At 66.9% G+C, this 22,271-nt stretch carries 22 protein-coding genes; 14 read left to right on the top strand and 8 right to left on the bottom strand.

What is annotated here, in order from left to right; genetic code table 11:
- Window positions 1–163: 163 nt before the first annotated feature.
- The 10 genes from QK287_RS11165 (at window position 164) to QK287_RS11120 (ending at window position 10,979) form a co-directional block, all read left to right on the top strand.
- Window positions 164–973, top strand: coding sequence for a DeoR/GlpR family DNA-binding transcription regulator (locus QK287_RS11165; RefSeq protein WP_226775515.1), 810 nt, complete (start codon window positions 164–166; stop codon window positions 971–973).
- Window positions 970–2,166 carry an N-acetylglucosamine-6-phosphate deacetylase gene (nagA, locus tag QK287_RS11160; protein WP_282360078.1) on the top strand — a complete coding sequence of 399 codons (1,197 nt, stop codon included), beginning with the start codon at window positions 970–972 and terminating at the stop codon, window positions 2,164–2,166. The genes QK287_RS11165 and nagA overlap by 4 nt, the downstream gene beginning before the upstream one ends.
- Before the next feature lie 182 nt (window positions 2,167–2,348).
- Window positions 2,349–3,644: a sugar ABC transporter substrate-binding protein gene (locus QK287_RS11155; protein ID WP_282360077.1), complete on the top strand. Its 1,296-nt coding sequence runs from the start codon at window positions 2,349–2,351 to the stop codon at window positions 3,642–3,644.
- A 92-nt stretch (window positions 3,645–3,736) separates the two neighbouring features.
- Window positions 3,737–4,621 carry a sugar ABC transporter permease gene (locus QK287_RS11150; protein ID WP_282360083.1) on the top strand — a complete coding sequence of 295 codons (885 nt, stop codon included), beginning with the start codon at window positions 3,737–3,739 and terminating at the stop codon, window positions 4,619–4,621.
- The gene (locus QK287_RS11145; RefSeq protein WP_226775518.1) at window positions 4,618–5,448 is read left to right on the top strand and encodes a carbohydrate ABC transporter permease; all 831 of its coding nucleotides are present in this window, start codon (window positions 4,618–4,620) and stop codon (window positions 5,446–5,448) included. The genes QK287_RS11150 and QK287_RS11145 overlap by 4 nt, the downstream gene beginning before the upstream one ends.
- A complete protein-coding gene (locus QK287_RS11140) occupies window positions 5,445–6,959 on the top strand; it encodes a glycoside hydrolase family 3 N-terminal domain-containing protein (protein WP_226775519.1) in 1,515 nt (504 codons plus the stop codon). Before QK287_RS11145 ends, QK287_RS11140 begins: the two co-directional genes overlap by 4 nt.
- Window positions 6,956–8,218: an anhydro-N-acetylmuramic acid kinase gene (locus QK287_RS11135; RefSeq protein ID WP_282360076.1), complete on the top strand. Its 1,263-nt coding sequence runs from the start codon at window positions 6,956–6,958 to the stop codon at window positions 8,216–8,218. The genes QK287_RS11140 and QK287_RS11135 overlap by 4 nt, the downstream gene beginning before the upstream one ends.
- On the top strand, window positions 8,215–9,138 hold the full coding sequence (locus QK287_RS11130; protein ID WP_226775521.1) for a BadF/BadG/BcrA/BcrD ATPase family protein: 924 nt from the start codon (window positions 8,215–8,217) through the stop codon (window positions 9,136–9,138). The genes QK287_RS11135 and QK287_RS11130 overlap by 4 nt, the downstream gene beginning before the upstream one ends.
- A complete protein-coding gene (murQ, locus tag QK287_RS11125) occupies window positions 9,131–10,105 on the top strand; it encodes an N-acetylmuramic acid 6-phosphate etherase (protein ID WP_226775522.1) in 975 nt (324 codons plus the stop codon). The genes QK287_RS11130 and murQ overlap by 8 nt, the downstream gene beginning before the upstream one ends.
- Complete coding sequence (locus tag QK287_RS11120; protein WP_226775523.1) at window positions 10,095–10,979, top strand: MurR/RpiR family transcriptional regulator; 885 nt, start codon at window positions 10,095–10,097, stop codon at window positions 10,977–10,979. The genes murQ and QK287_RS11120 overlap by 11 nt, the downstream gene beginning before the upstream one ends.
- Here QK287_RS11120 and QK287_RS11115 read toward each other — a convergent pair.
- From QK287_RS11115 to QK287_RS11105, 3 genes are all read right to left on the bottom strand, one after another.
- The gene (locus tag QK287_RS11115; RefSeq protein WP_226775669.1) at window positions 10,976–11,761 is read right to left on the bottom strand and encodes a glucosamine-6-phosphate deaminase; all 786 of its coding nucleotides are present in this window, start codon (window positions 11,759–11,761) and stop codon (window positions 10,976–10,978) included. The genes QK287_RS11120 and QK287_RS11115 overlap by 4 nt on opposite strands.
- Before the next feature lie 156 nt (window positions 11,762–11,917).
- Window positions 11,918–12,298: an STAS/SEC14 domain-containing protein gene (locus tag QK287_RS11110; RefSeq protein WP_226775524.1), complete on the bottom strand. Its 381-nt coding sequence runs from the start codon at window positions 12,296–12,298 to the stop codon at window positions 11,918–11,920.
- Window positions 12,299–12,430: 132 nt separating this feature from the next.
- The gene (locus QK287_RS11105; RefSeq protein WP_226775525.1) at window positions 12,431–13,474 is read right to left on the bottom strand and encodes an NAD(P)-dependent alcohol dehydrogenase; all 1,044 of its coding nucleotides are present in this window, start codon (window positions 13,472–13,474) and stop codon (window positions 12,431–12,433) included.
- A 192-nt stretch (window positions 13,475–13,666) separates the two neighbouring features.
- On the opposite strand from QK287_RS11105, the gene QK287_RS11100 reads away from it, so the two are divergent.
- Entirely contained in the window at window positions 13,667–14,581 is a 915-nt protein-coding gene (locus tag QK287_RS11100) for a helix-turn-helix transcriptional regulator (protein ID WP_282360075.1), read from the top strand.
- Here the strand turns inward: QK287_RS11100 and QK287_RS11095 are convergent.
- The 3 genes from QK287_RS11095 to QK287_RS11085 are packed head-to-tail and all read right to left on the bottom strand — an operon-like array spanning window position 14,550 to window position 18,741.
- Window positions 14,550–16,304: a biotin carboxylase N-terminal domain-containing protein gene (locus QK287_RS11095; protein WP_282360074.1), complete on the bottom strand. Its 1,755-nt coding sequence runs from the start codon at window positions 16,302–16,304 to the stop codon at window positions 14,550–14,552. The genes QK287_RS11100 and QK287_RS11095 overlap by 32 nt on opposite strands.
- A complete protein-coding gene (locus tag QK287_RS11090; RefSeq protein WP_282360073.1) occupies window positions 16,304–17,941 on the bottom strand; it encodes a 5-oxoprolinase/urea amidolyase family protein in 1,638 nt (545 codons plus the stop codon). Before QK287_RS11090 ends, QK287_RS11095 begins: the two co-directional genes overlap by 1 nt.
- 41 nt (window positions 17,942–17,982) lie before the next feature.
- Window positions 17,983–18,741 (bottom strand): 5-oxoprolinase subunit PxpA, encoded by a 759-nt coding sequence (locus QK287_RS11085; protein ID WP_282360072.1) that lies wholly within the window; start codon window positions 18,739–18,741, stop codon window positions 17,983–17,985.
- 499 nt (window positions 18,742–19,240) lie between these two features.
- Here QK287_RS11085 and QK287_RS11080 point away from each other — a divergent pair, with 499 nt between their 5' ends.
- Complete coding sequence (locus QK287_RS11080) at window positions 19,241–19,576, top strand: hypothetical protein (RefSeq protein WP_282360071.1); 336 nt, start codon at window positions 19,241–19,243, stop codon at window positions 19,574–19,576.
- 18 nt (window positions 19,577–19,594) lie between these two features.
- Here QK287_RS11080 and QK287_RS11075 read toward each other — a convergent pair whose 3' ends face one another.
- Entirely contained in the window at window positions 19,595–20,347 is a 753-nt protein-coding gene (locus tag QK287_RS11075) for a LysR substrate-binding domain-containing protein (protein ID WP_282360069.1), read from the bottom strand.
- Window positions 20,348–20,437: 90 nt separating this feature from the next.
- On the opposite strand from QK287_RS11075, the gene QK287_RS11070 reads away from it, so the two are divergent.
- A complete protein-coding gene (locus QK287_RS11070) occupies window positions 20,438–20,842 on the top strand; it encodes a DUF5997 family protein (protein ID WP_282360068.1) in 405 nt (134 codons plus the stop codon).
- Between the two features lie 178 nt (window positions 20,843–21,020).
- A complete protein-coding gene (locus tag QK287_RS11065; protein ID WP_282360066.1) occupies window positions 21,021–21,650 on the top strand; it encodes a hypothetical protein in 630 nt (209 codons plus the stop codon).
- 54 nt (window positions 21,651–21,704) lie between these two features.
- Here the strand turns inward: QK287_RS11065 and QK287_RS11060 are convergent, their stop codons facing one another.
- Window positions 21,705–22,187, bottom strand: coding sequence for a pyridoxamine 5'-phosphate oxidase family protein (locus tag QK287_RS11060; RefSeq protein ID WP_282360065.1), 483 nt, complete (start codon window positions 22,185–22,187; stop codon window positions 21,705–21,707).
- Window positions 22,188–22,271: the final 84 nt, after the last annotated feature.

The following is a 22,271-nucleotide window of genomic DNA, read 5'->3' as shown; positions in this document are numbered from 1 at the left end:
AACACCCCCCACCCCGGATGGGTCACCCCAAACCCGTAACCAACCCGTTACATCCCGGCCAGGGAAAAGCACAGCTATTGTCGGCACAGCAACGAGCTAAAGTGATTGAGTGGCGGTCTTTTCAATCAGAATCGATCGCTGCAGCTAAGAAATCGCTGCACCTATGAACAGGAACTACATGACACTCGACCGGACCGAGCGCCTCGCCGCCGTACTCGACCTGCTCGCCGAGTCCGGCCAAATTGAGGTGGATGACATCATCAGAAGCCTCGGCGTCTCAGCGGCGACAGCCCGGCGGGACCTCGACACCCTTGCAGCCCAGCAACTGCTCACCCGCACGCGCGGCGGGGCGATTGGGCAGTCAGTGGCGTACGACCTGCCGCTGCGCTACAAGCGCGAGCAAAACGCGCCGCAAAAGCTCCTGATCGCGCGCGCAGCAAGCGCGCTCGTGGCGCGCGGCGCCGTCGTCGGGCTCTGCGGCGGTACCACGAGCACAGCGATTGCCGGCGTGCTGGGCGCCAGGGCGGACATTATGGAGGCGTCCCCGCACGCCACCCTGACAGTTGTGACCAACGCACTCAACATCGCCGCCCAGCTGGCGATGCGCCCACAGATCAAGACGGTGGTCACCGGCGGGGTGGTGCATTCGCGCTCGTACGAACTTGTTGGCCCTTACAGCGACGCGGTGCTGCAGCAGGTGCGGATGGATATCGCGTTCATCGGCGTAAACGGCATAGATCCGCAGGCTGGCCCCACCGTAAACGATGAACGCGAGGCAGCCGTTAATTCCCTGATGGCAGCGCGCGCCAGCAGGGCCATGATCGTGGCCGACTCCAGCAAGATCGGCCGCATAGCCTTCGCCGGGTTGGGCGAACTGCACCGATTCGACGGGCTCATTACCGACGACGGAATCACCCCAAAGCAGCAGGCCGATTTCGCCGACCAGGGCCTCGAGGTGATTGTCGCATCATGAGCCGCCCTCCCACCTGCATCATCCATTCCGCCCGTCTGGTCACCGGCGGGTCGAGCACCGCCGACGCCTGGGTCGCTTTCACGGGCGATACCGTGTCCGCCGTCGGATCCGGCACCGGCTGGCAGGCTTTCGGCGCCAGGGCCGGGGAGATAACGGATGCCGCCGGCCGCCCGCTCGTCCCCGGCTTCATCGACATCCACTGTCACGGCGGCGGCGGGTTCGCTTTCGACGTTGAAACCAACGGGCACGCCGGACCCGATGCCATCGGCAAAGCCCTGGCCGTGCACCATCGCCACGGCACCACCCGCGCCGTACTCTCACTCGTCACCGCCCGCCAGAGCGACCTCGAGTCCCGGCTCGCCGCCGTCGCCGACGCGGCCGAAACGAACCCACTGGTGCTCGGCGCGCACCTTGAGGGACCGTTCCTCGACAACGACTTTCGCGGGGCGCACGACCCGGCGCTGCTGCGCTCCCCAGACGCCGAGTCGATCACACGGCTCCTGGCCGCGGCGAGGGGCCACCTTCGGCAGTTGACGCTCGCACCCGAACTGCCAGGGGCCGCGGCCGCCATCCGGACGCTTGTCGACGCCGGAGTCGCCGTGGCCGTCGGACACAGCTCGGCCGACTACGCCACCGCCCTGGCGGCGTTCGAGGCCGGCGCTTCGATCCTGACCCACGCCTTCAACGGAATGCAGGGCATCCACCACCGCGCCCCCGGTCCGGTTGCTGCCGCAACCCGCTCGCCCGGCGTCACGCTGGAGATAATCAACGACGGCGTGCACGTCCACCCGGAGGTGGTCCGCCTGGCCTTCGCCGGCGCGCCCGGCCGGATCGCCCTTATCACCGACGCCATGGCGGCCACCGGCTCCGAAGACGGCGAGTACATGCTCGGGTCGCTGGCCGTGACCGTGACCGGCGGAGTAGCCCGCCTCGCCGGCAACGGAACCGGTGGCGAGGGAGCAATCGCCGGCTCTACACTCACCCTGGACGCGGCCCTGCGCAGGGCGGTCGCCGAGGTGGGCATCCCCCTCGAAGAGGCGGTCACTGCCCTCACCGAGACTCCTGCCCGGGCCATCGGCCGCGGCCATGACCTGGGCCGGCTCGCAGTCGGCTACGCCGCCGACGCGGTGCTGCTGGCCGATGACCTCACGGTCGACTCGGTATTCGCGGCCGGTCGACGCCTGCCCGCCTAAGCCATGGCTCTTGGGGCGATCTTGTCGCATCCGGCCACGGCACCGCCTCCGCGGCCGTGGCCGTGGCCCCCAGCACACGACAGGGTAGAAAATAATTTTCGACTGTGGTTACATGAATGGATAATTATTTTCATCAAAGTCAGGCCAGTTAGTCCGCTACCACGTTTCAATGAGGAGACCGCATGCAGAAGCGCTATCTATCCGTCGCCATGGCCGCAGTCATGGCGCTTGCACTGTCCGCTTGCGGCGGCGGTTCCGCCGGGGGTGACGCGAGCAATGCCGAAGGCAAAACGCTTAACGTCTGGATCATGAAGGGCACCAACCCTGATTCCGAGGGGTTCTTCAAGTCCGTCGGCGAGGAGTTTACGAAGGAGACGGGCGCCAACCTCAACGTCGAGTTTGTACAGTGGGCCGATGCCCATGACCGCTTCGTCACGGCCATCGCCGGCAACACCACTCCGGATGTTGCCGAGACCGGGAATACGTGGACGGCCGAGTTCGCTGACGCCGGCGCACTCGCCCCGATCGGCGACAAGGTCAAGGAAGCCGGAATCAACGACGACCTCGTAAAAGGCCTGCTCGAATCCGGCACTTACGACGGCGAACTCTACGGTATGCCCTGGTACGCCGGGGTGCGCTCGATCGTCTACCGAACTGACGTGTTCGAAGAGCTTGGACTGACCCCGCCCACCACCTGGCAGGAACTGGTCGACGTCGCAACTGTCATTAAGGCCAAGCGCCCCGACCTGATCCCCTTTCCGGTTCCCGGAGATGCCGAGATGCTTGCTTATCCATGGGTTTGGGGTGCCGGCGGCGACATCTCGGTGCAGAAGGGCGGGAGCTGGGCTTCCGGACTGGCCGGCGACAAGGCCCGCGAGGGAATCCAGTTCTACACGGACCTGGCCACCAAACACGGCTTCTCCACTGCGGGCGCGACCACTTGGAAAGAAACCGACGTGCTCGACAACTTCGCCAGGGGCAAGGTCGCGATGGCGATCTCCGGATCCTGGACTCCGGCCAGCATCGTCGGGAAGGCTCCCGAGCTCAAGGGCAAGCTGGGCGCGATCCCCATCCCCGGCAAGGACGGCGGCATCAGCCCTTCGGTCCTCGGCGGCTCACACCTGAGCGTCTTCAACACGGCCAAGAATCAAGACCTCGCCTGGGCGTTCGTCAAGTTGATGGGCACCGGCAAGTTTGCACAGGAGTGGGCCGAACAGAGCGGATACTTCCCGGGCCTCAAATCGATGCTGAACGAGACCATAGCGTCGGCTGACCCACTGGTGAAGTCGTTCGCCAAGCAGATGGTCGACGGCGGCGGATCCGTTCCCGTCACTCCCAAGTTCGGTGCGGTGCAGGCAAAAAAGACCACCAACACGATGATCCAGGCCATCTTGTCCGGCCAGAAGAATGTTGATGCCGCCACAACCGATGCCGCCGAGGAGATGGACAACATCATGAACGGCAACACGACTCCATGACCGTCAAGCTTCAGCAACCGCCCGTGAACGAGGGACGCAAGCTCCCATCGTCCACGGGCGGCCGTGCGCCGAAACGCCGGCGGCTCCTCACCATGGCTAAGGCCCGGCCGTGGCTGCTGCTCGCCCCCGCACTCATTCTGTTGGCCGGGTTGCTGCTCTGGCCGCTGGCACGGGTTTTTATCTTCTCCTTGCAGGATTACGGCCTGCGCCAGATTGTCAGCGGCAAGACCAATTTCATCGGGCTGGATAACTACGCCGAGATCTTCGGCGACTCATCCCTGTGGACTGTGGTGCTGCCGAATACGATCGGCTTCGCCATCGTGGCGGTCGCCTCGACAGTCATCTTCGGAACATTGGTCGCCTTGCTGATGGCTTCGCTCAGCCCGTCCTGGCGCACTATAGTCGGCAGCGCCGTTATGGTCGCCTGGGCGATGCCGGCCGTCACCGGCACCTACGTCTGGATCTGGATCTTCGACGCTGACCAGGGGCTTGTCAACGGGACCCTCAAAAGCCTGGGCCTGATGAGTGATTCCTTCAACTGGTTCACCAACCCGGTGACCTTTTACGGAATCGTAGCCCTGAACATCGTCCACCACGGCTTCCCGTTTGTGGCGATCACGGTGCTTGCGGGCCTGCTCGGCGTGCCGAAGGAGATGCTTGAGGCCGCCGAGATGGACGGTGCCGGCCCGGTGCGGCGCTTCTTCCAGATCACCTACCCCACCATCAAGCCGGTTTTCTCGGTGGTGGTCATCCTCTCGACCATTTGGGACTTCAAGGTCTTCGCCCAGATCTACCTGATGCCCGGCGGCTCAGGCTCCAACCGGGAAGTGCTCAACCTGGGCGTCTGGTCCTACGTGGAATCGTTCGGACAAAACCGCTACGGTTTCGGCGCAGCCATTGCCGTCCTCCTCACGGTGCTGCTCCTGGTCATCACCGCCATCTATGTGCGCACCTTGTTCAAGGAGGAAAAGGTATGAGGCAAGCCTCACTCGGCCGGAGGCTCGTCAAGGCCAGCCTGGTCGCCCTGCTCTTGGTTTTCACCCTGTTCCCCGCGTACTGGATGATCTCCAGCTCCTTTGACGCGAAGGCTTCCAGCGGCGGCCAGTCCCTGCTGCCCCGGGAGTTCACTCTCGCCAACTACGATTTTGTCCTCACCGAAGGCGGATTCGGCACCTTCCTCCGCAATTCGGCGATCGTCGCCTTTTTTACGGTGACCATCTCGGGCATCGTGGCCCTGCTGGCCGCCGTCGCGGTGGCGCGCTTCCGCTTCAAATTCCGCACCGGCATCCTGATCATGGTGCTCACCGTGCAGATGGTGCCGCTTGAGGCCCTGGTCATTCCCCTGTTTGTGCAGGTGCGCGACCTGCAGATGCTCAACTCGCTGCTGGGCCTCGTCGTTGTCTACCTGGCGTTCTCCCTGCCCTTCGCCATCTGGATGCTGCGCGGCTTCGTCGCAGCCGTCCCGGTCGAGCTGGAAGAGGCAGCCTACATCGACGGCGCCACCTGGGGGCGTATGTTCCGCTCGGTGATGCTGCCACTCGTGGCGCCCGGGCTCGTTGCGACAAGCGTCTTCTCGTTCATTGTTGCCTGGAATGAGTTCATCTTTGCGATGACCCTTCTGGGCGGGTCGGCCGAGAACTACACCGTGGCCATCGGCCTCAAACAATTCTTCGGCGTACATTCCAACGATTGGGGACCGGTCATGGCAGCCTCCACCATCATCACTATTCCGGTCATGATCTTCTTCATCCTGGTGCAGGGCAAGCTCAGCAGTGGTCTTGTGGCCGGGGCCGTGAAGGGATGACCGCGGCCACGGACCCCACGCTGCGCCGGCTGGTCAACGGCGTTCTCTGGCCAGGCTTCACCGGCCTCCGCGTCCCCGAATGGCTCGCCCGGGCACTCGACGAAGGCCTGGCCGGGGTGGTCTACTTTGGCCACAACATTAACGAGGACGATGCCGAGCAGCCCGCACGGCTCTCCGCCGAGTTGCGGGGCATTCGGCCCGAGGTACTCATCGGTATCGATGAAGAGGGCGGGAATGTGTCCCGGCTCGACTCTTCGCGGGGGACCCTCCTGCCCGGGCATGCCCAGCTCGGTGGCCTCAACGACCCTGAGGCCACCGAGGCCGTCGGCCGGATGATCGGCCGCCGAGCCGCATCTGCCGGTGCCAACATCGTGCTGGCCCCGGTGGCCGACGTAAACACAAATCCGGCAAACCCGGTGATCGGCGTGCGGGCGTTCGGCCGTGACACCGGCCTCGTGGCGCGCCATGTCGCCGCCTTCATCCAGGGCCTGCAGGACTCCGGAGTGGCCGCGTGCGTCAAGCACTTCCCCGGGCACGGGGACACGCACACCGATTCCCACCTTTCGCTCCCCCGGCTCGATCTCTCCTGGGCCGAGATCGAGCGCGACCACCTGCCGCCGTTCCATGCGGCAGTCGCCGCCGGAGTGCGGGCCGTGATGACGGCGCACATCGTGGTGCCCGAACGGGGCGAGCTTCCTGCAACCCTCAACCCGGGCATCCTCACCGCGCTGCGTGAGACCGGCTTTGCCGGCACGATCGTCACCGACGCCCTCGACATGGCGGCCATCCGGGCGTCTTTCGGCGCCGGGCCGGGCGCCGTGCTCGCCCTGGCCGCCGGAGCCGAGCTGCTGTGCATCGGCAATCCGTCCAATCTTGGACCGAACGGCGGCCGCAGCACCGACCAGGCCGACTACCTTCAGGTGCGGGGAGCCCTCTTCGACGCCCTCGACGGCGGCGTGCTTACCCCGGGCACTTTGGAGCGCGCCGGGCGGTCGGCTGCACGGCTTGGGCTGCCGGCCGACCTCGATGGGCGTCCCGGCGCCCCTGCCCCCAGCGCCGCACAACAGGCCATCGACGCTGCGCTTATGGTGCGCTCGGCCATCACAGTGCGCGGCGCCGCGTCCCTCGTCCAGCAGCGGCTGGCGCTGCTCGACGTGAGGGCACGGGCCACCCTTGCCGTTGCGTCCACCACCGATACCTTCACCACAAGCCTTTCACGGGCATATAAGCTGGACCGCTTTGCACCAGGAACGGACGAGGCTGCGGTGGCCAAAGCGGTCGCTGCGGTCCCACCCGGCAGCGGCCTGGCAGTGCTGGTGGACCGGATCGCTTCCGCGGGCGCGCAGCGGGAGGCCCTGGCCCGAATAGCCGGCCTGCGCCCCGACGCCGTCGTTATCAACGCTGGGCTGCCCTCCGCTGCCACCCTTCCGCTCGCCGTCATCGATGCCTTGGGTTCGTCAAGGATCACGGCGGACACCGTCAGCGCCATCCTGCAGGGTGGAAGACCATGAAGATCCTCTCGCTGCAGTCCGGAACGTCCGCAGACGGCATCGACGTTGCGATCGTCGACATCACTGCGGACGGCAGCCGGGGGCCCGATGCCTGCCGCACCCCGTGGCTGACCCTGCGCCCGCTGCTCACCCGCACCGTGGCCTGGACCCCGGAGTTGCGCACGCGCGTTCTGGCCTTGGCGGACGGGGGCAGCATCGACGCGGCCGAGCTATGCCGGCTGGACACCCGGATGGGCCAGGAGTTCGCCTCGGCGGCGGCGGCCGCGATCAAGCACCTTGGCACGTCCGTGGACCTGGTTGTTTCGCACGGACAAACGCTTTTCCACTGGGTGGACGGCGGTCACGCCCGCGGAACACTCCAACTGGGCGAGGCCGCCTGGATCGCTGAAGCAGCTGCCGCGCCCGTGCTCTGCAACCTCCGGGCGGCCGACATCGCCGCGGGAGGCGAGGGCGCTCCGCTAATGGGCGTCTTCGACCGGGCCTGGCTCGCCGCGGCCGCAGCGGACACCGGCGGTTCGGTGGCCACCGTCAACTTGGGAGGAATCGCGAACCTGTCTGTCGTAAGCTCCGACGGAACGGTGATGGCCTGGGATTCCGGCCCCGGAAATGTGCTCATCGACGCGGTCGTTGCACGAGCCAGCCACGGCGTGGACGGCTTTGACGCCGACGGCCGGCTCGGGGCTGCGGGGAAGGTCAACGACCGCCTACTCGCCTCGCTTCTCCAGCATCCCTACTTCCTCAGACCGGCACCCAAGTCGACCGGCCGTGAGACCTTCGGGCTGCCCTTCGTGGATTCCGCCCTCGCGTCGGTCGGCAGAGACTCGCCGATGGCGCTTGCGGACCTTGTGGCCACCCTGACCCGGCTGACCGCCCGCTCGATCGCTGCGTCCCTGCGCAGCAGCGGGGCCGCACAGCCGGCTCGCCTGATCGCGTCGGGCGGCGGCGTGCGCAACCCGTCGCTGATGTCGGCGCTTGGCGCGGAACTGGTCCGCGACGGCAGTGACCTGGTCTCCTCAAACACCTGTGGCATCGATCCCGATTTCAAGGAGTCGCTGATGTTCGCCCTGCTCGGATTCCTCAGCTGGCATGGCGTCCCGTGCGAACTACCCGCGAGTTCGCCGGGCCGCGCCCGGGTGGCAGGCCACATCGCCGCCGGGCCGAAGCCCTTGCGCATGCCGGAGCCGCTGAACGGGATCCGCGGCCTGCGCGTGCTGGCGCCACAGCACCGCACTCCGGCCGGCCCGGGGACAATCCTGTGAGCGGGCCGACCGTGCTGGCCGTCGACCTCGGCAAGACATCCTGCCGCGTCCGCCTCAGCCGCGGCACCGCGGTACTTGGCGACGCAGCCCATCAAGGCTCACCCGGCCTGGCCGAAGACCATGGCGCCGAACTGGCACGCCACGCTATCCTCGGCGCGTTGGCTGGACTTCACCCCGACGTGCAGCGGATGCTCCCGGACCTCGACGGCATCGGAATCGGCGCGGCTGGCGCCGTGGCGGCACCGGACGCGGTGCAACGGCTCATCAGGGTGCTCCGGGCCGATTTCGACGCCCCGGTCGCCGTCATCAGCGACGGCCTCTGCGCGCACGTTGGCGCGTTCGCCGGAGGACCGGGCACGGTCCTCATCGCCGGCACCGGAGCCGTCGTCTTTACCCTCGACGACGGCGGGCTGATTCGCCAGGTCGACGGGCTCGGACCGTGGCTCGGCGACGAAGGCAGCGGGCGCTGGATCGGCCAGCAGGGGCTGCAGGCAGCCCTCCGGGCCGGTGACGGCCGTGGCCCGGAGACCACCCTGCGACCGGTCGCTGCCGGACTTGCCGGCGGACTCGCCGCGTTGCCGGGCTGGGTATCGGCGGCCGGAAGTCCCGCCCGGACCGTCGGCACCTTTGCCCCCACCGTGATCACCCACGCCAGCGACGGCGACGGCGCAGCCACGGCCATCGTCGCGAAGGCGTGCGCCCTGCTTGCACTCGCCTGCAGTGCGGCCCGACCCGACGGCGGTCGCGTCTGCGTCACTGGCGGTCTTGTCTCCCATCCCTACTTCCGGGCCGCCCTCGAGGCTGCCCTGACCGATGCCGGCCTCTCGCTCATTTCGCCGCGGGGAGACGCACTGGCCGGCGCCGCACTCATCGTCCACTCCCGGGCACTACCCCATGAGAAGAGAATCATCCGTGGCTAAGCCGCAGCGACAAGACCACCCTGACCACGCCGATCTGCGCGATTCACTAGCAACGCTCGCCACGGAGCAGGTAAGCGAGAGGCATCCGGATCTGGACCTGCTCTCGGTTGCCGAGCTCGTGCGCGCGATGAACGAGGAGGACGCCGCAGTCGCCGCCGCCGTCGCCGGTGCGAGCTCAGCCATCACTGCCGCAGTTGAGGGCATCGTGGACCGGATGAGCGCAGGCGGGCGCCTGATTTACATCGGCGCGGGCACCGCCGGGCGGATGGGAATCCTGGACGCCAGCGAAGCACCGCCCACCTTCGGCACTGACCCCGGCCGGGTGCTCGGGGTCATCGCCGGCGGACCCGGCGCAATCCACGCCGCCGTTGAAAACGCCGAGGATGACGATCTCGCCGGAGCAGTTGACCTGCGCTCGGTGGGCGTTTCAGCCCAGGACGCAGTGATCGGCATTTCGGCGTCGGGCCGCACTCCGTATGTTCTCGGCGCCATCGAGTACGCGTCGTCGGTTGGGGCGTTCACGGCCGGCCTGGCATGCAATCCGGAATCTGAACTCGGGCGGGCGGCCGACGTCGCCATCGATGTTGTCGTCGGCCCGGAAATCCTTACCGGATCGACCAGGCTCAAGGCAGGCACCGCGCAGAAGATGGTGCTGAACATGTTGAGCACCATTACGATGGTGCGGCTGGGCAAGACCTACCGCAACCTAATGGTGGACATGCAGGCCACCAACGAGAAACTGCGGGCCCGCGCCGAGAGAACCGTTATGCTGGCGACACAGGCGAACGCAGTCGAGGCCGCGCGTGCGCTCAATGCCGTCGACGGCTCCGTGAAGGCGGCAATTTTGGTGCTATTGACTGATCTGGACGCAGGAACCGCCCTCCGGCTGCTCACGGCACACCGGGGTTTCCTCAACGAGGCCATTGGCGCAGCCTTAACTGACGGAGGAGCGGTGCATGGCCGCTAATGCCCTGCTGATGCTGCGGCAGGCACTGCCCGGCCTCAGCACCGCGGATTCCCGGATTGCCCGGGCCGTCATCGACAACCCCACCATCCTTGACCGCACGATCACGGAGGTTGCGACTTTGTGCAAAACTTCCCCGGGCACGGTCGCGCGGTTCTGCCAAAAAGTAGGCTTCTCAGGCTACCGGGAGTTCCGCATCGAGGTGGCGGCAGCGGCAGGCCGGGAGCAGGCACAGCGCGACCGTTTCCAGGTGGACGACGGCGAAATAAACCGGACCGACAGCGCCGAAGACGTGGTTGCCAAGATCGCCTACCAGGAGGTGCAGGCCATCGAGGAGACGGCCAAGGCGCTTGACCTCGCAACACTGGACCGGGTGGTGACCGCCATCTCGGCCTCGCCCCGCATTGACGTGTACGGCTTCGGTTCCAGCGGCCTGACCGCACAGGACCTGCAGCAGAAGCTGTATCGAATCGGGCTTTCGGCCACTTCCTTCTCCGACATGCACCTGGCCTGGGCTTCCGCGGCGCTTCAGCGCCCTGGCGGAGTCGCCGTCGCCATCTCCCATTCTGGCCTGACCAGCGAGACGAGTAATGCATTGAAAATCGCCCGCGCCGCCGGGGCGACAACAGTGGGAATCACCAATTCCGCCGACTCACCGTTGGCCGAACACTGTGACTTTGTGCTCACTACCCAGGCGAGGGAGAATCGCTACCGCGCCGGCGCCATGTCCAGCCGCATCGCCCAGTTGGCCCTGGTCGACATTCTCTTTGTGCGCATCGCCCAATCCATGTACGACGATATGACGGAGTCACTTCGGCTCACCTATGAGGCCGTTCAGAGCCACCGGATGCGGCCGGACGTCGGAACGGCGAATTAGATCCCTTGCCAGGCCGGCTTGTTAGCCCAGGCATAGCGGAAGTAGTCCAGGTTCGTAAGCCTGCCCGCCGCGGCCTCGTCGACGACGACAGTGGCGTGCGGGTGCAACTGGATCGCCGAGCCGGGCTGGCTGGACGTAACCGGACCTTCCACGGCGGCGGCGATCGCCGCAGCCTTACCGTGCCCAAAGGCGAGCAGGACCAGGTGGCGGGCACGCATGATCGTGCCGAGCCCCTGGGTGATGCAGTGTATGGGCACCTCAGCGGGCGAGTCGAAAAAGCGGGCGTTGTCGGCACGCGTCTGGGGGGTGAGCGTCTTCACCCGGGTCAGTGATGCAAACGAGGAGCCAGGTTCGTTGAAGCCCAGGTGACCGGTGCGTCCGATGCCCAGTAGCTGCAGGTCCACACCCCCGGCGTCGACGATCGCCTGCTCGTAGTCGGCGCCGGCGGTGGGAAGTCCGGCGGGGTCCCCGCTGGGCACCCGGATCCTGCCTGGTGTCAGCCCGAGGGGCGCCACGACGTCACGGGAAATAACTGCGCGGTAGCTTTCCCGGTGCCCGTCCGGCAAGCCGACGTACTCATCCAGCGAGAAACCGCGCATCCGCGATACGTCGAGCGGTCGTGCGGCGAGCGAGCGGGCGAGGGCGCGATACACGGGAAGCGGTGTGGAACCGGTCGCGAGACCCAATACCGCCTCCGGCCTGGCCGCTATCAGCTCGCGGATAGCTCCGGCGACGAGTTCGCCCGCGGCATCCTCGTTCTCAACAACAATGACTTCGGCCATCGCGCACGCACCCTTCGAAGTGATCAATTATGACTCAATAGTAATCGTTTCGATCACTAGTAATCATATTGGCGCGTTACACATCGTTGTACATGCGGTGTCCAGCGGTCGGGCGGCTGGCGCGAGGCGGCACGTGCCTCCGATCGGGTCCGGGCCCTACGTGCGGGTCTTGAGGATTTCCGCGAGCCACGTCAGGGCTGCGTTCCTGGAGGTGAAGAATTCGTGCGGATAACGGGTGTGCCTGGTCATTGCGGCAGCGATCACGCGGTCCACTGCACTGGATCCGAGGACCGCGATGGCCAGCACGCCTGAGGTCTGGGCAAACTCGCGCCTGGCCGCGGCACTGATTTCCACATCGGTCATTTCCGAGAGCATCGGCATCGGGATTCCGCCCGTGATCCGTTCCACGGCCAGCATGGCATCCTTGGCGTCCTGGACGTCAACGAAGGAGCCGGGGCGCCAGACGGATTCTATGATCCCGCCGCGGACACTCAGGGAGTTCTTACCCTCCGCGGCGAGAGTTCGTTCAGGCATCATTGTGATAATCCTAAGCCTCGGCCGGACATCCGCACGACAGCAGCGCCCCGGGGCGGCGCTGCCTGCGGTCCGGTGAAGCCAAAAAAGGGCCCGGCCGGTTCACGCCGGCCGAGCCCTTTTCCGCGGACGGGATTAGGCCAGCGTGGCGGTGTCAATCACAAAACGGTACCTCACATCGGAGGCCAGCACCCGCTCGTAGGCCTCGTTGATCTTGTCGGCCCCAATGACCTCGATCTCGGCACCGAGCTTGTGCTCGGCGCAGAAGTCCAGCATTTCCTGGGTCTCCCGGATGCCGCCGATCAGCGAGCCGGCGAAGGACCGGCGGCCACCGATCAGCGAAAAGACGTTCAGCGAGAGCGGTTCGGCCGGGGCGCCGACGTTGACCATTGCGCCGTCGACGGCCAGCAGGGACAGGTAGGCGTCCAGGTCGATCTTCGCGCTGACCGTGTTCAGGATCAGGTCGAAGGAGCCGGCCAGCTGCTCGAACGTGGACGGATCGCTGGTGGCGAAGTAGTGGTCCGCACCCAGGCGCAGCCCGTCCTCCTGCTTCTTCAAGGACTGCGAGAGCACCGTGACGTCAGCGCCCATCGCGTGTGCGATCTTGACGGCGACGTGGCCCAGCCCGCCAAGGCCAACAACCGCGACCTTTTTGCCGGGGCCGGCGCCCCAGTGGTTCAGCGGCGAGAAGGTGGTGATGCCTGCGCAGAGCAGCGGCGCGGCGACGTCGAGTTCCAGGCTTTCCGGAATCCGGACCACAAAGTCCTCGGTGACCACAACGTGCGTGGAGTAGCCGCCCTGTGTGATCGTTCCGTCGCGGTCCACGGCGCCGTAGGTGCCGATGTTGCCCTTGACGCAGAACTGCTCTTCACCCTTCAGGCAATTGACGCATTCGCGGCAGGAGTTGACCATGCAGCCGACGCCGACCCGGTCGCCGACGGCGTGCTTCGTGACGGCGGAGCCGACCTCGCTGACGATGCCGGCGATTTCGTGTCCCGGGGACAGCGGGTACTGCTGCGGTCCCCAGTCTCCGCGGACGGTATGGATGTCAGAGTGGCAGATGCCGGCGAACTTGATGTCGATCAGGATGTCGTGCGCGCCAACGTCGCGGCGTTCGATGGTGGTCGGAACAAGGGGTTCCGTCGCGGAGATGGCGGCATAAGCGTTAACGGTAAGCATGGGTCTCCTGTTTGTGGGGTTCAGGGGGAGTTTGCCCCGGCGTTCGGCACCGGTGCGGTGCGGCCTTTCGGCCCGGACGTCATCGGGGGCACTCTCCATCAAACACCAACCCGTTGCCGTTCAGGGAGTCACTGCCAGTACCCCTACCAGCAGGGCCTCCCTGGCAGCGCCTTACCCTCTAACGTTGGAGGCATGGACAATCAGAGCGAGACCCGGGACTTCCTTGCCACCCGGCGGGCGAAAATAACCCCCGAACAGGCGGGATTGCCCGTCTCCGGCGGCAACCGCCGCGTCCCGGGACTGCGGCGCGGCGAGGTTGCCCTGCTGGCCGGGGTAAGTGTCGAGTATTACACCCGGCTGGAACGCGGGAACCTCGCCGGAGTCTCCGAGGGAGTACTGGAAGCGCTGGCGCGGGCCCTGCAGCTGGACGCGGCAGAGCAGGCGCACTTGTTCGATCTGGCCAGGGCCGCGGGCAACAGCCGCAGGCCCCAGCGCCGCCGCGCGGCCGCCCAGCCGGTCCGTGCCGGCGTGCAGTTGATGCTCGACGCGATCGCGAACGCACCGGCTTTTGTGCATAACGGGCGACTGGACATCCTCGCGGCCAACCAGCTCGGCTTCGCCCTGTATTCGGAGATGTTCGCCGGCCCTGTCCGGCCGGCCAACCATGCCCGGTTCATCTTCCTGGACAACCGCGCGTACGGCTTCTACCCGGACTGGGACCGGGCCGCTGACGACACCGTGGCGATCTTGCGCACCGAGGCCGGCCGCGACCCCTACGACCGCGGCCTGACCGACCTGGTCGGGGAACTTTCCACCCGCAGCGAGGAGTTCCGCACCCGGTGGGCGGCGCACAATGTACGCCAGCACTACACCGGGCGCAAGCATCTCCGCCACCCCGTGGTGGGCGATCTCCACCTGATGTACGAGGCCTTGGATCTCTCCGCCGACGCCGGGCTGTCGCTGCTTGTTTATACCGCCGAGCCCGGTTCAAGCTCGGAGGATGCCGTCCGGCTGCTGGCCACTTGGGCCGCTAGTGGGCAGCCAAAGGCTCAGCCGGCACCGGCTCAGCCGGCGCCTAGCCAATCAGAGCCAGCACCGCTCCAGTAGTGACAACGCTGCCGGCTTCCGCGCGGACGCCGGTCAGTGTGCCGTTGCGGTGGGCGGAGACCTGAGTTTCCATTTTCATCGCTTCCAGCACAACAACGGGGTCCCCCGCCGCGACTTCGGTGCCCGGTTCCACAAGCCACTTCACTACGGTGCCGGCCATGTCGGCCCGCAGTTCTCCCGGGTCAACGGGGGCCGGTCCGCCACCGGAGGCCTCCGCCAGGGAGATCCGCTGCGGGAGGGCGCCGCCGGAACGTGCCCAGCCGTCCAACAGTTCAGCCGGCAGCCCGACTGCCATCCGGCGGCCGTCCACCTCGACGGTGATGGTCCGGCGTTCGCCGTCGGGAACCGAGGTGCTGTAGCCCGGGTCGGCAGGGACACGGTCCGCGAAGTCGGTTTCGATCCAGCGGGTGTGGATTCCCAGGCCGGCTTCAGAGGTGAAGTCCGGGGATTCCAGCACGGCACGGTGGAAAGGCAGGACGGTGGCCACACCGGTGATGCTGATTTCGGCGAGGGCCCGGCGGGCACGGCGCAGGGCCTGCTGGCGGTCGGCGCCGGTGACGATCAATTTTGCCAGCAGCGAGTCAAACTGCGGCGGAACGAAGGAGCCCGCACGGACACCGGTGTCGAGCCGGATCCCCGGGCCGGTGGGGCCGTGGAACTCCTCTACCGTGCCGGGTGATGGCAGGAAACCGCGCCCAACATCCTCGGCATTGAGCCGGAATTCGAACGAGTGCCCCCTCGGTGCCGGGTCCGCCGTGAGGCGCAACCGCTCCCCCGCAGCGATCCGGAATTGTTCCTGCACCAGGTCGATCCCGGTGGTTTCCTCCGTGATGGGATGCTCCACCTGCAGTCGGGTGTTTACCTCGAGGAATGCCACCGTGCCGTCCGCGGCAACCAGGAATTCGACAGTGCCCGCGCCGGAGTAGCGGGCTTCGCGGCAGACGGCCTTCGCGCCGTTGTAGATCTGGAGCCTCTGGTCCTCGCTGAGGAACGGCGCGGGGGCCTCCTCCACGAGCTTCTGGTGCCGGCGCTGAAGCGAGCAGTCGCGGGTTCCGACGACAACGACGTTGCCGTGCGTATCCGCGAGGATCTGCGCCTCGACGTGCCGCGGACGGTCCAGGTAGCGCTCCACAAAGCAGTCGCCGCGGCCGAACGCGGCGACGGCTTCCCGGACGGCCGAGTCAAAGGCTTCCTCGACTTCGTCGAGGGCGCGGACCACCTTCATCCCGCGGCCGCCGCCGCCAAAGGCCGCCTTGATGGCGATCGGCAGTCCGTGCTGTTCTGCGAAGACGCGGGCCTCGGCGGCGGATTCGACCGGGCCGGCACTGCCTGCGACAAGCGGGGCACCGGCGCGCACGGCCGCCTGGCGGGCAGTAATCTTATTGCCGAGCAACCGGATGGCCTCCGGGGTCGGCCCGATCCAGGTGAGTCCGGCATCGAGGACGGCCTGGGCGAATTCGGCGTTCTCCGAGAGGAAGCCGTAGCCGGGGTGAAGGGCGTCGGCGCCGGATTCGGCCGCTGCTGCCAGCAGCTTGGGGATATTCAGGTAGGTCTCGGCCGGTGAATTCCCGCCCAGGGCATAGGCCTCGTCGGCGACGGAAACGTGCAGGGCGTCGGCATCGATGTCCGCGTACACGGCGACGGAGGCCAGCTGTGCGTCGTCACAGGCCCGGATGATCCGGACGGCTATTTCACCGCGGTTGGCGATCAGGACCTTGCGCATCAGTTACTCACTTCTTCTTTGGGGGTGGCGGGTTCAGTGGCCGGATTGTCCGCCCAGCGGAAGCGGATCCGGCCGCCGATCGGGACCTGGGCGGCGAGATCCAGCTGGGAATCGACCACCACGGCAATCACGGGGTAGCCGCCCGTGATCGGATGGTCGGCGAGGAAGAGGACGGGAAGCCCTTCCGGCGGGACCTGCAGGGCGCCGGCGACTGTGCCCTCGCTGGCGAGTTCGCCTTGCCGGCTGCGCTGCAGCGCAGATCCCTGCAGGCGCATGCCGACCCGGTTGGACTGTGGTTTCACTTCCCACTCCTGGCCGCAGAAGGACGCCAGGGCTGCGGCATCGAACCAGTCGGCACGGGGACCGGGGACAACGTCGAGCACCGTCACTCCGGCGCCCGGGAAGTCCGGCTGCAGTTCGGGATGCCCGACGACGCCGGATTCGGCTTCGCCGCCGGCGGCGAAGAGCTGGCCGGCGGCCAGCGGTGCGGGGCCGATCCCGGACATGGTGTCAGTGGAGCGGCTGCCCAGCACCGGGGAGCTGTCTACGCCGCCGCGAATGGCGAGGTAACTGCGGAAACCACGTTCCGGCGCGCCGATGGTCAGCGTTTCGCCGTCGAGCAGGGCGAAGGGTGTGGCCATTGGGACAGTCCGGCGGGCGGCCGCACAGCCATCCGGGGGGAGTGATTCGATGGCCAGATCCGATGGCGCCCCGGCGACCGCGAGGACCTGGTCGCCGACTGCCTGCACGCGAAGGCCTCCCGCGACCGTTTCGACAGCGGCGGCCGACGGCGCGTTCCCGACAATGCGGTTGGCCCGGCGCAGCGAAGCCCGGTCCAGCGCCCCGGCGGCGGAGACGCCCATACCGGAGTGACCGTGGCGGCCAAGGTCCTGGATCAGGCTCTGCAGACCCGGCGAAACAACCCGCAGGCCGGATTCCACCCAGGCATCGGCAACCCCGGCCGAGGGTTTCGGGGCCAGCTCCACGGCGTCCCGGACCGCGCGGAACTGGACCCGGTGGCCGGGGGAGGCAAGCGCGGGCTGTTCCCGGTCCAGGTCCCACATGCCGGCGCCGGTCCGGCCGATCAGCTGCCACCCGCCGGGTGAGCGGCGCGGATAGACGGCCGAGTAATTGCCGGCCAGCGCCACCGAACCTGCCGGCACCGCGGTGCGCGGCGAGCTGCGCCGAGGGACCTCGAGGGACTGGTTTTCCCCCACCATGTAGCCAAAGCCCGGGGCGAACCCGGCGAAAGCCACGGTCCAGATCTGCCCGGTATGGGCTGCGATCACGCCGTCGGCCCCAAGACCGGTCAGTTCCCCGGCTTCGGCGAGGTCCTCGCCGTCGTACACCGTATCGATGACCACGAGCTCGCCGTCCCGCTGCGCGGGCGCGGTGAGGTCGAGCTGGAGCAGTTGCCGGGCGATCCGCCGGGCGGACCCGGGCGAGTCAGCCATGACCAGCACAGTTTCGGCTGCCGCGAGGACGTCCAACTGGCCCGGCAACGGGTTCTCGAGCAGCATTCCCTGCAGGGCCAGCACATCTTGGGTTCCGGTAAGTTCGGCAAGTACCGCACGGGTTCCCACCGCCCGCACAAAGCGGACCTTTTGTACTGCCAGGGTTTCCATAGCTGCTTTCATCGTTGCCGGTGCCTTGAACTGGATACGAACCGCGTCTGCGGCTAAACGAACGAGGCAGTGTTGATGCCCGCGGCGGACAGGGCCGCGCGGACCTCCGCCGCCATGCTGACGGCGCCCGGGGTGTCGCCGTGCACGCAGATGCTCTCGGCGCGGATCTTCAGGATGGAGCCGTCTATCGTGCGGACGGTTGAATCGGAGGCCATCCGGAGGACATGCTCGGTGACCTCCGTATGGTCGTGGAGGACGGCTCCGGGAAGCGTTCGGGACACCAGGGTGCCGTCCGGATTGTAGGCCCGGTCCGCGAAGGCTTCGGTCACGGCACGGAGCCCGGCAGCCTCTGCGAGACGGAGCACTTCGGATCCGGGCAGGCCCAGGATGGGCAGGTTCGGATCCACGGACTTCACGGCGTCGACCACGGCTTTCGCCTGCGCTGTGTGCGCGACAATTGCGTTATACAGGCCGCCATGCGGCTTGACGTAGGTGACAGTGCCGCCCTCGGCCGCGGCCAGGGCCTGCAGCGCACCGATCTGGTAGACGACGTCGTCAGCCAGTTCAATCGGGTCGATGTCCAGGAAGCGGCGGCCGAAACCGGCGAGGTCACGGTAGCCGACGTGGGCACCGATCACGACGCCGGCGGCGACCGCCTCGCGGCAGGTCCGGCGGATGACGCTGGGGTCACCGGCGTGGAATCCGCAGGCCACGTTGGCGCTGGAGACCGAGCCGAACATCGCCGTATCGTCGCCCAGGCTCCAGCGCCCGTAGGACTCGCCAACGTCGCTGTTCAGGTCAATGCTTGCCATTTGTGATCCTCATCTCATTGCTGCTCTTTAATAAGGATGCACTAAATACACGAATTGTTCAACAATTCTTCGAGCCGGTGCTGCGGCGCCGGGGCGGGACCACGCGCAGAACAAGCTGCGGCGCACATTCAGCCCTGCGACGCGGTAAATTCCAGCCGCTACCGGATTACGGCGTCCGCAAGTATTCCGCGCATCTTGGTCGGCATTACCCGCCACGGGCCGCGGCCCGGGCAAGTGCGCCGCCAGTTTCCGCGGAGTTTTTCAGCCGAAGGGAGTCCTGCCGCCGCCGTTATGGCCACGCAGGAGGCTGCCGGCGCCAACACAACAGCACTGGCCTCCGGTGACACGGGCCGTTCGTTGTGGCTTTTCCGCACCGCGTGATCTGGCGGCAGCGTCCCTGTTTTCCACCGAACCGTTTTCCACCGAACCGTTTTCCATCGAACCGTGGACAAGCGCCGGCGACCGGCTTCGGGCAAGCGTCCCTTGCTAGGGTGGATAAATGAAACTTCCCCTCGCCGCCCTGCCCGCTGCTGCCCTGATGATCGCGCTGACGGGCTGCGGGCAGGTGCAGGACGCCGCCAACAAGGCCGTCAGCGACGGCGCCTCCCAGGTCGCCACAGCTGCCGGGAGTGAAATCAAAAAGCAGGCCTGCTCCCTCGTGGCGGACGGCCTGGTCAGCGTGAAGGACAAGGAAGTGCTCGGCAGCCTGGTCTCCGGCGCGGAGAAAGCGGGAGTTCCCGCGGAGATCGTCACTCCGCTGCGCCAAATCGCCGACTCCGGGGATCAAGCGCCGGCCGAGTCCGTCCAGGCTCTCCAGGACGCCTGCGCCAAGTAGCTCCCGGGCAGCGGCTCCTTAGCGCTTGCCTCTTTTCCTGGACCCTTTCCCGCGGCCCTTATCCGGATTCGGGGCGTACCGCTGCGCCACCTTTGGCTTCTTTACGGCAGGGCCGCGCCGGTCAGGCTTCGGTTCCTTTTTGGGCTTTTCCTGGTTGGCCGAGGGCTGGCGGGAGCTCGCGGCAGTGCGGCCGCGGACAATTCCGATGAACTCCTCGATCACTTCATCAGTGGTTTCGCTGCGCCACGCCACTGCGATCTCCGTGGCGGGCGCCCCGGTCAGTTTGCGCGCCACAGTGTCCTTGACGTTGAAGTGGCGCGCCACGGACATGGGCAGGATCACGAGGCCAGCCCCCGTCGCCACCACCCGCAAGGCCATTTCGGGGCCGCCAAGTTCGGCGACGTCCAGGAACGACTCCGTAGCGAGATCGGCCAGCGCCACTTCCTCGAACACGGAAATCTCATGTCCCTTGGGCGCCACCACCACGGGCTGTTCCTCGTACAGGGCAATAACGCTCAAACCCTCGCGCTCCACGGGCAGCCGGACAAAGCTCAGGTCGGCGGAACCGTCGCGCAGCACGGCGAGCTGGGTGCCGTCGTCGGACATAAAGGAACGCACCGGAACATCAGGCATCCGCTCTTCCCAGCGCCGCGTCCACTTGCCCGGCGTTACGCCGGCGACGTACGCGAAACGCAACTCCCGGGCGGCTGCTTCGGCCGGGACGGCGGTGGCTTCATCGGGGGTCTGGGGAGGTTCTTCTGCTGCGGACACATGTTCACAGTACCGCCCGGCCCGGCGCATGGCGGGTGTCAGGGTTCAGTGCCGGTGCCTGCTCCCGCTCTGGCCGGATACCCTTGAACCATGACCTCTGCAAACTCCCAGTCCATGAAGCCGGCCACCGTTGCCAAGAAGCTTGGCATCTACCTGCCCGCAACACCCCAGGAGTTCCAGGATTCGGTTATCAGCCGCGCCGATTTCGCCGAGCTCCAGGCCACCCCGCCGGAGTGGCTCGCGGAACTTCGCCGCAACGGCCCGCATCCCCGCCCGGTGGTCGCCCAGAAGCTTAACGTCTCCATCAGCGGCCTGGCCCGCGGCGGCGTCGAGGAGGCGTTGACGACGGCGGAGATCACCGCGCTGCTGCAGGCGCCCCCGGCTTGGCTGGTCGCCGAACGCTCCACCCACGCCGCCGTCCGCGCCGAAGCCCAGCGGGTCAAGGATGAAGCCGCGAAGAAGGACACCAAAACCGCACGCAACTCGGCCGAATAGCCGCTGAAGGCGGCGGGGCATGCTCAGTCCCGGTGAGGCCGGATAAAGTCCCCGCAACCGTCGTCGAAAAACTGACACCCTCGGCCCCCAGCTGACCATTGACGGCCCGCCGTCCATGGACTCCAATGGAATCAGTGGAACCGCGCCCGCACCGGGCCGAATCCCTGGAGGTGTTGGAATGGCGTCACCGTTCTTGTCCGCCCCGTTCGCGTTATGGCAATTCCTGGCGCTGGCCGCCGTTGTGGTGATCGCTGCGGGAGCCTCGGTCTACCTGGTCCGCAAGCACAAGGCCGCAGAGGATGGCCTGCCGGATGCCGTTTTCTGGGATGCTTTCGCCGGGCTCGCCGTCGCCGTTCCGGCGGTAATCCTCCCCGCCCTGGCGGCACCTTGGGCCGGGCTCCTGCTCGCCATTCTCGCCGCCGCCGCGGCTGCCGCCAGCTACCTGGGGACGCCCGGGATCGTCGAAAAGACGGCGGCCCGCCGCTTCGCCCGGGTGACTGCTGGCCGCAACGAACTCGCTGCCGCCCGGCACCGCGGCGCCCTGGCACGCTGGCAACGCTACGAACTCGACCCCGCGCATTGCATCGATTACCCCGCCATGAGTGACCCGCGGCAACCGGAGACGGCTGTCCTGATCCGGGCCATCAAGGCAGCAGAGCTGCTCCGGGGCGGAACCGATCCCGGTTACGCCCCGGCTGTCGCTCGCCTGGAACAAGCCCTCGCCGAGGCCGAACGCGCCGCCGGGGTGCAACAGACGGCCCCGGTCCGCACCGCCGCCTTGGTGACGGCGGATCCCGTGCTCGGCTGACGCCGCCGGCAACTCACCCGCGCGCGGCAACGCTCCGCTGCAAGCGGACCAGTATTACAGCTCCACAGTGCCGCTTTCGCCCACGCTCATCCGGTTGTGCATAACCTTGGACTTAACCCATTGGAGTACAGTCGCGGCCGTCCCGCCAGGGCTGGTCCAGTACTCGGCAGAGTCCGAATCGACATGCAGCAGCACCACGTCGGGGGTATCCGGACCGTCCGGGAACCAGGCCTCGACCATCTGGTTCCAGAGCCCATGGATCTTCGTCGGGTCCGTAACAACCTCGGCCGTTCCGGCCACGGACACCCATTCCGTCCCCTTGCCGAAGGAGACGTTGACGGCCGGATGCGCCCGGACGTGGGCTACCTGGGAGGTGGTGGCGGAGGTGAAGAACCACATATCCCCGTCCTCCAACACGTCCTGGACGGCAAGCGGCCGGCTGACCAATGCGCCCTCGTTATTAACTGTGGTGAACATTCCGATCCGCGAATCGTTGATGATGTCCGTAACTTTGCTGATGTTTTCTGCGTCCGACATGCTCTCACCTCGTTCAGGTTCCGAACGGGGGAAGGTCCCCCTTTCGACAGCCTATTGGTAAGTGTGCTTACTTATCAACAACTG

It is taken from the genome of Arthrobacter sp. AL05 (assembly GCF_029960715.1).
GTDB lineage: Bacteria > Actinomycetota > Actinomycetes > Actinomycetales > Micrococcaceae > Arthrobacter.
Note: the sequence above shows the minus strand (reverse complement) of the source record. Positions and strands in the feature narration are given on the sequence as shown.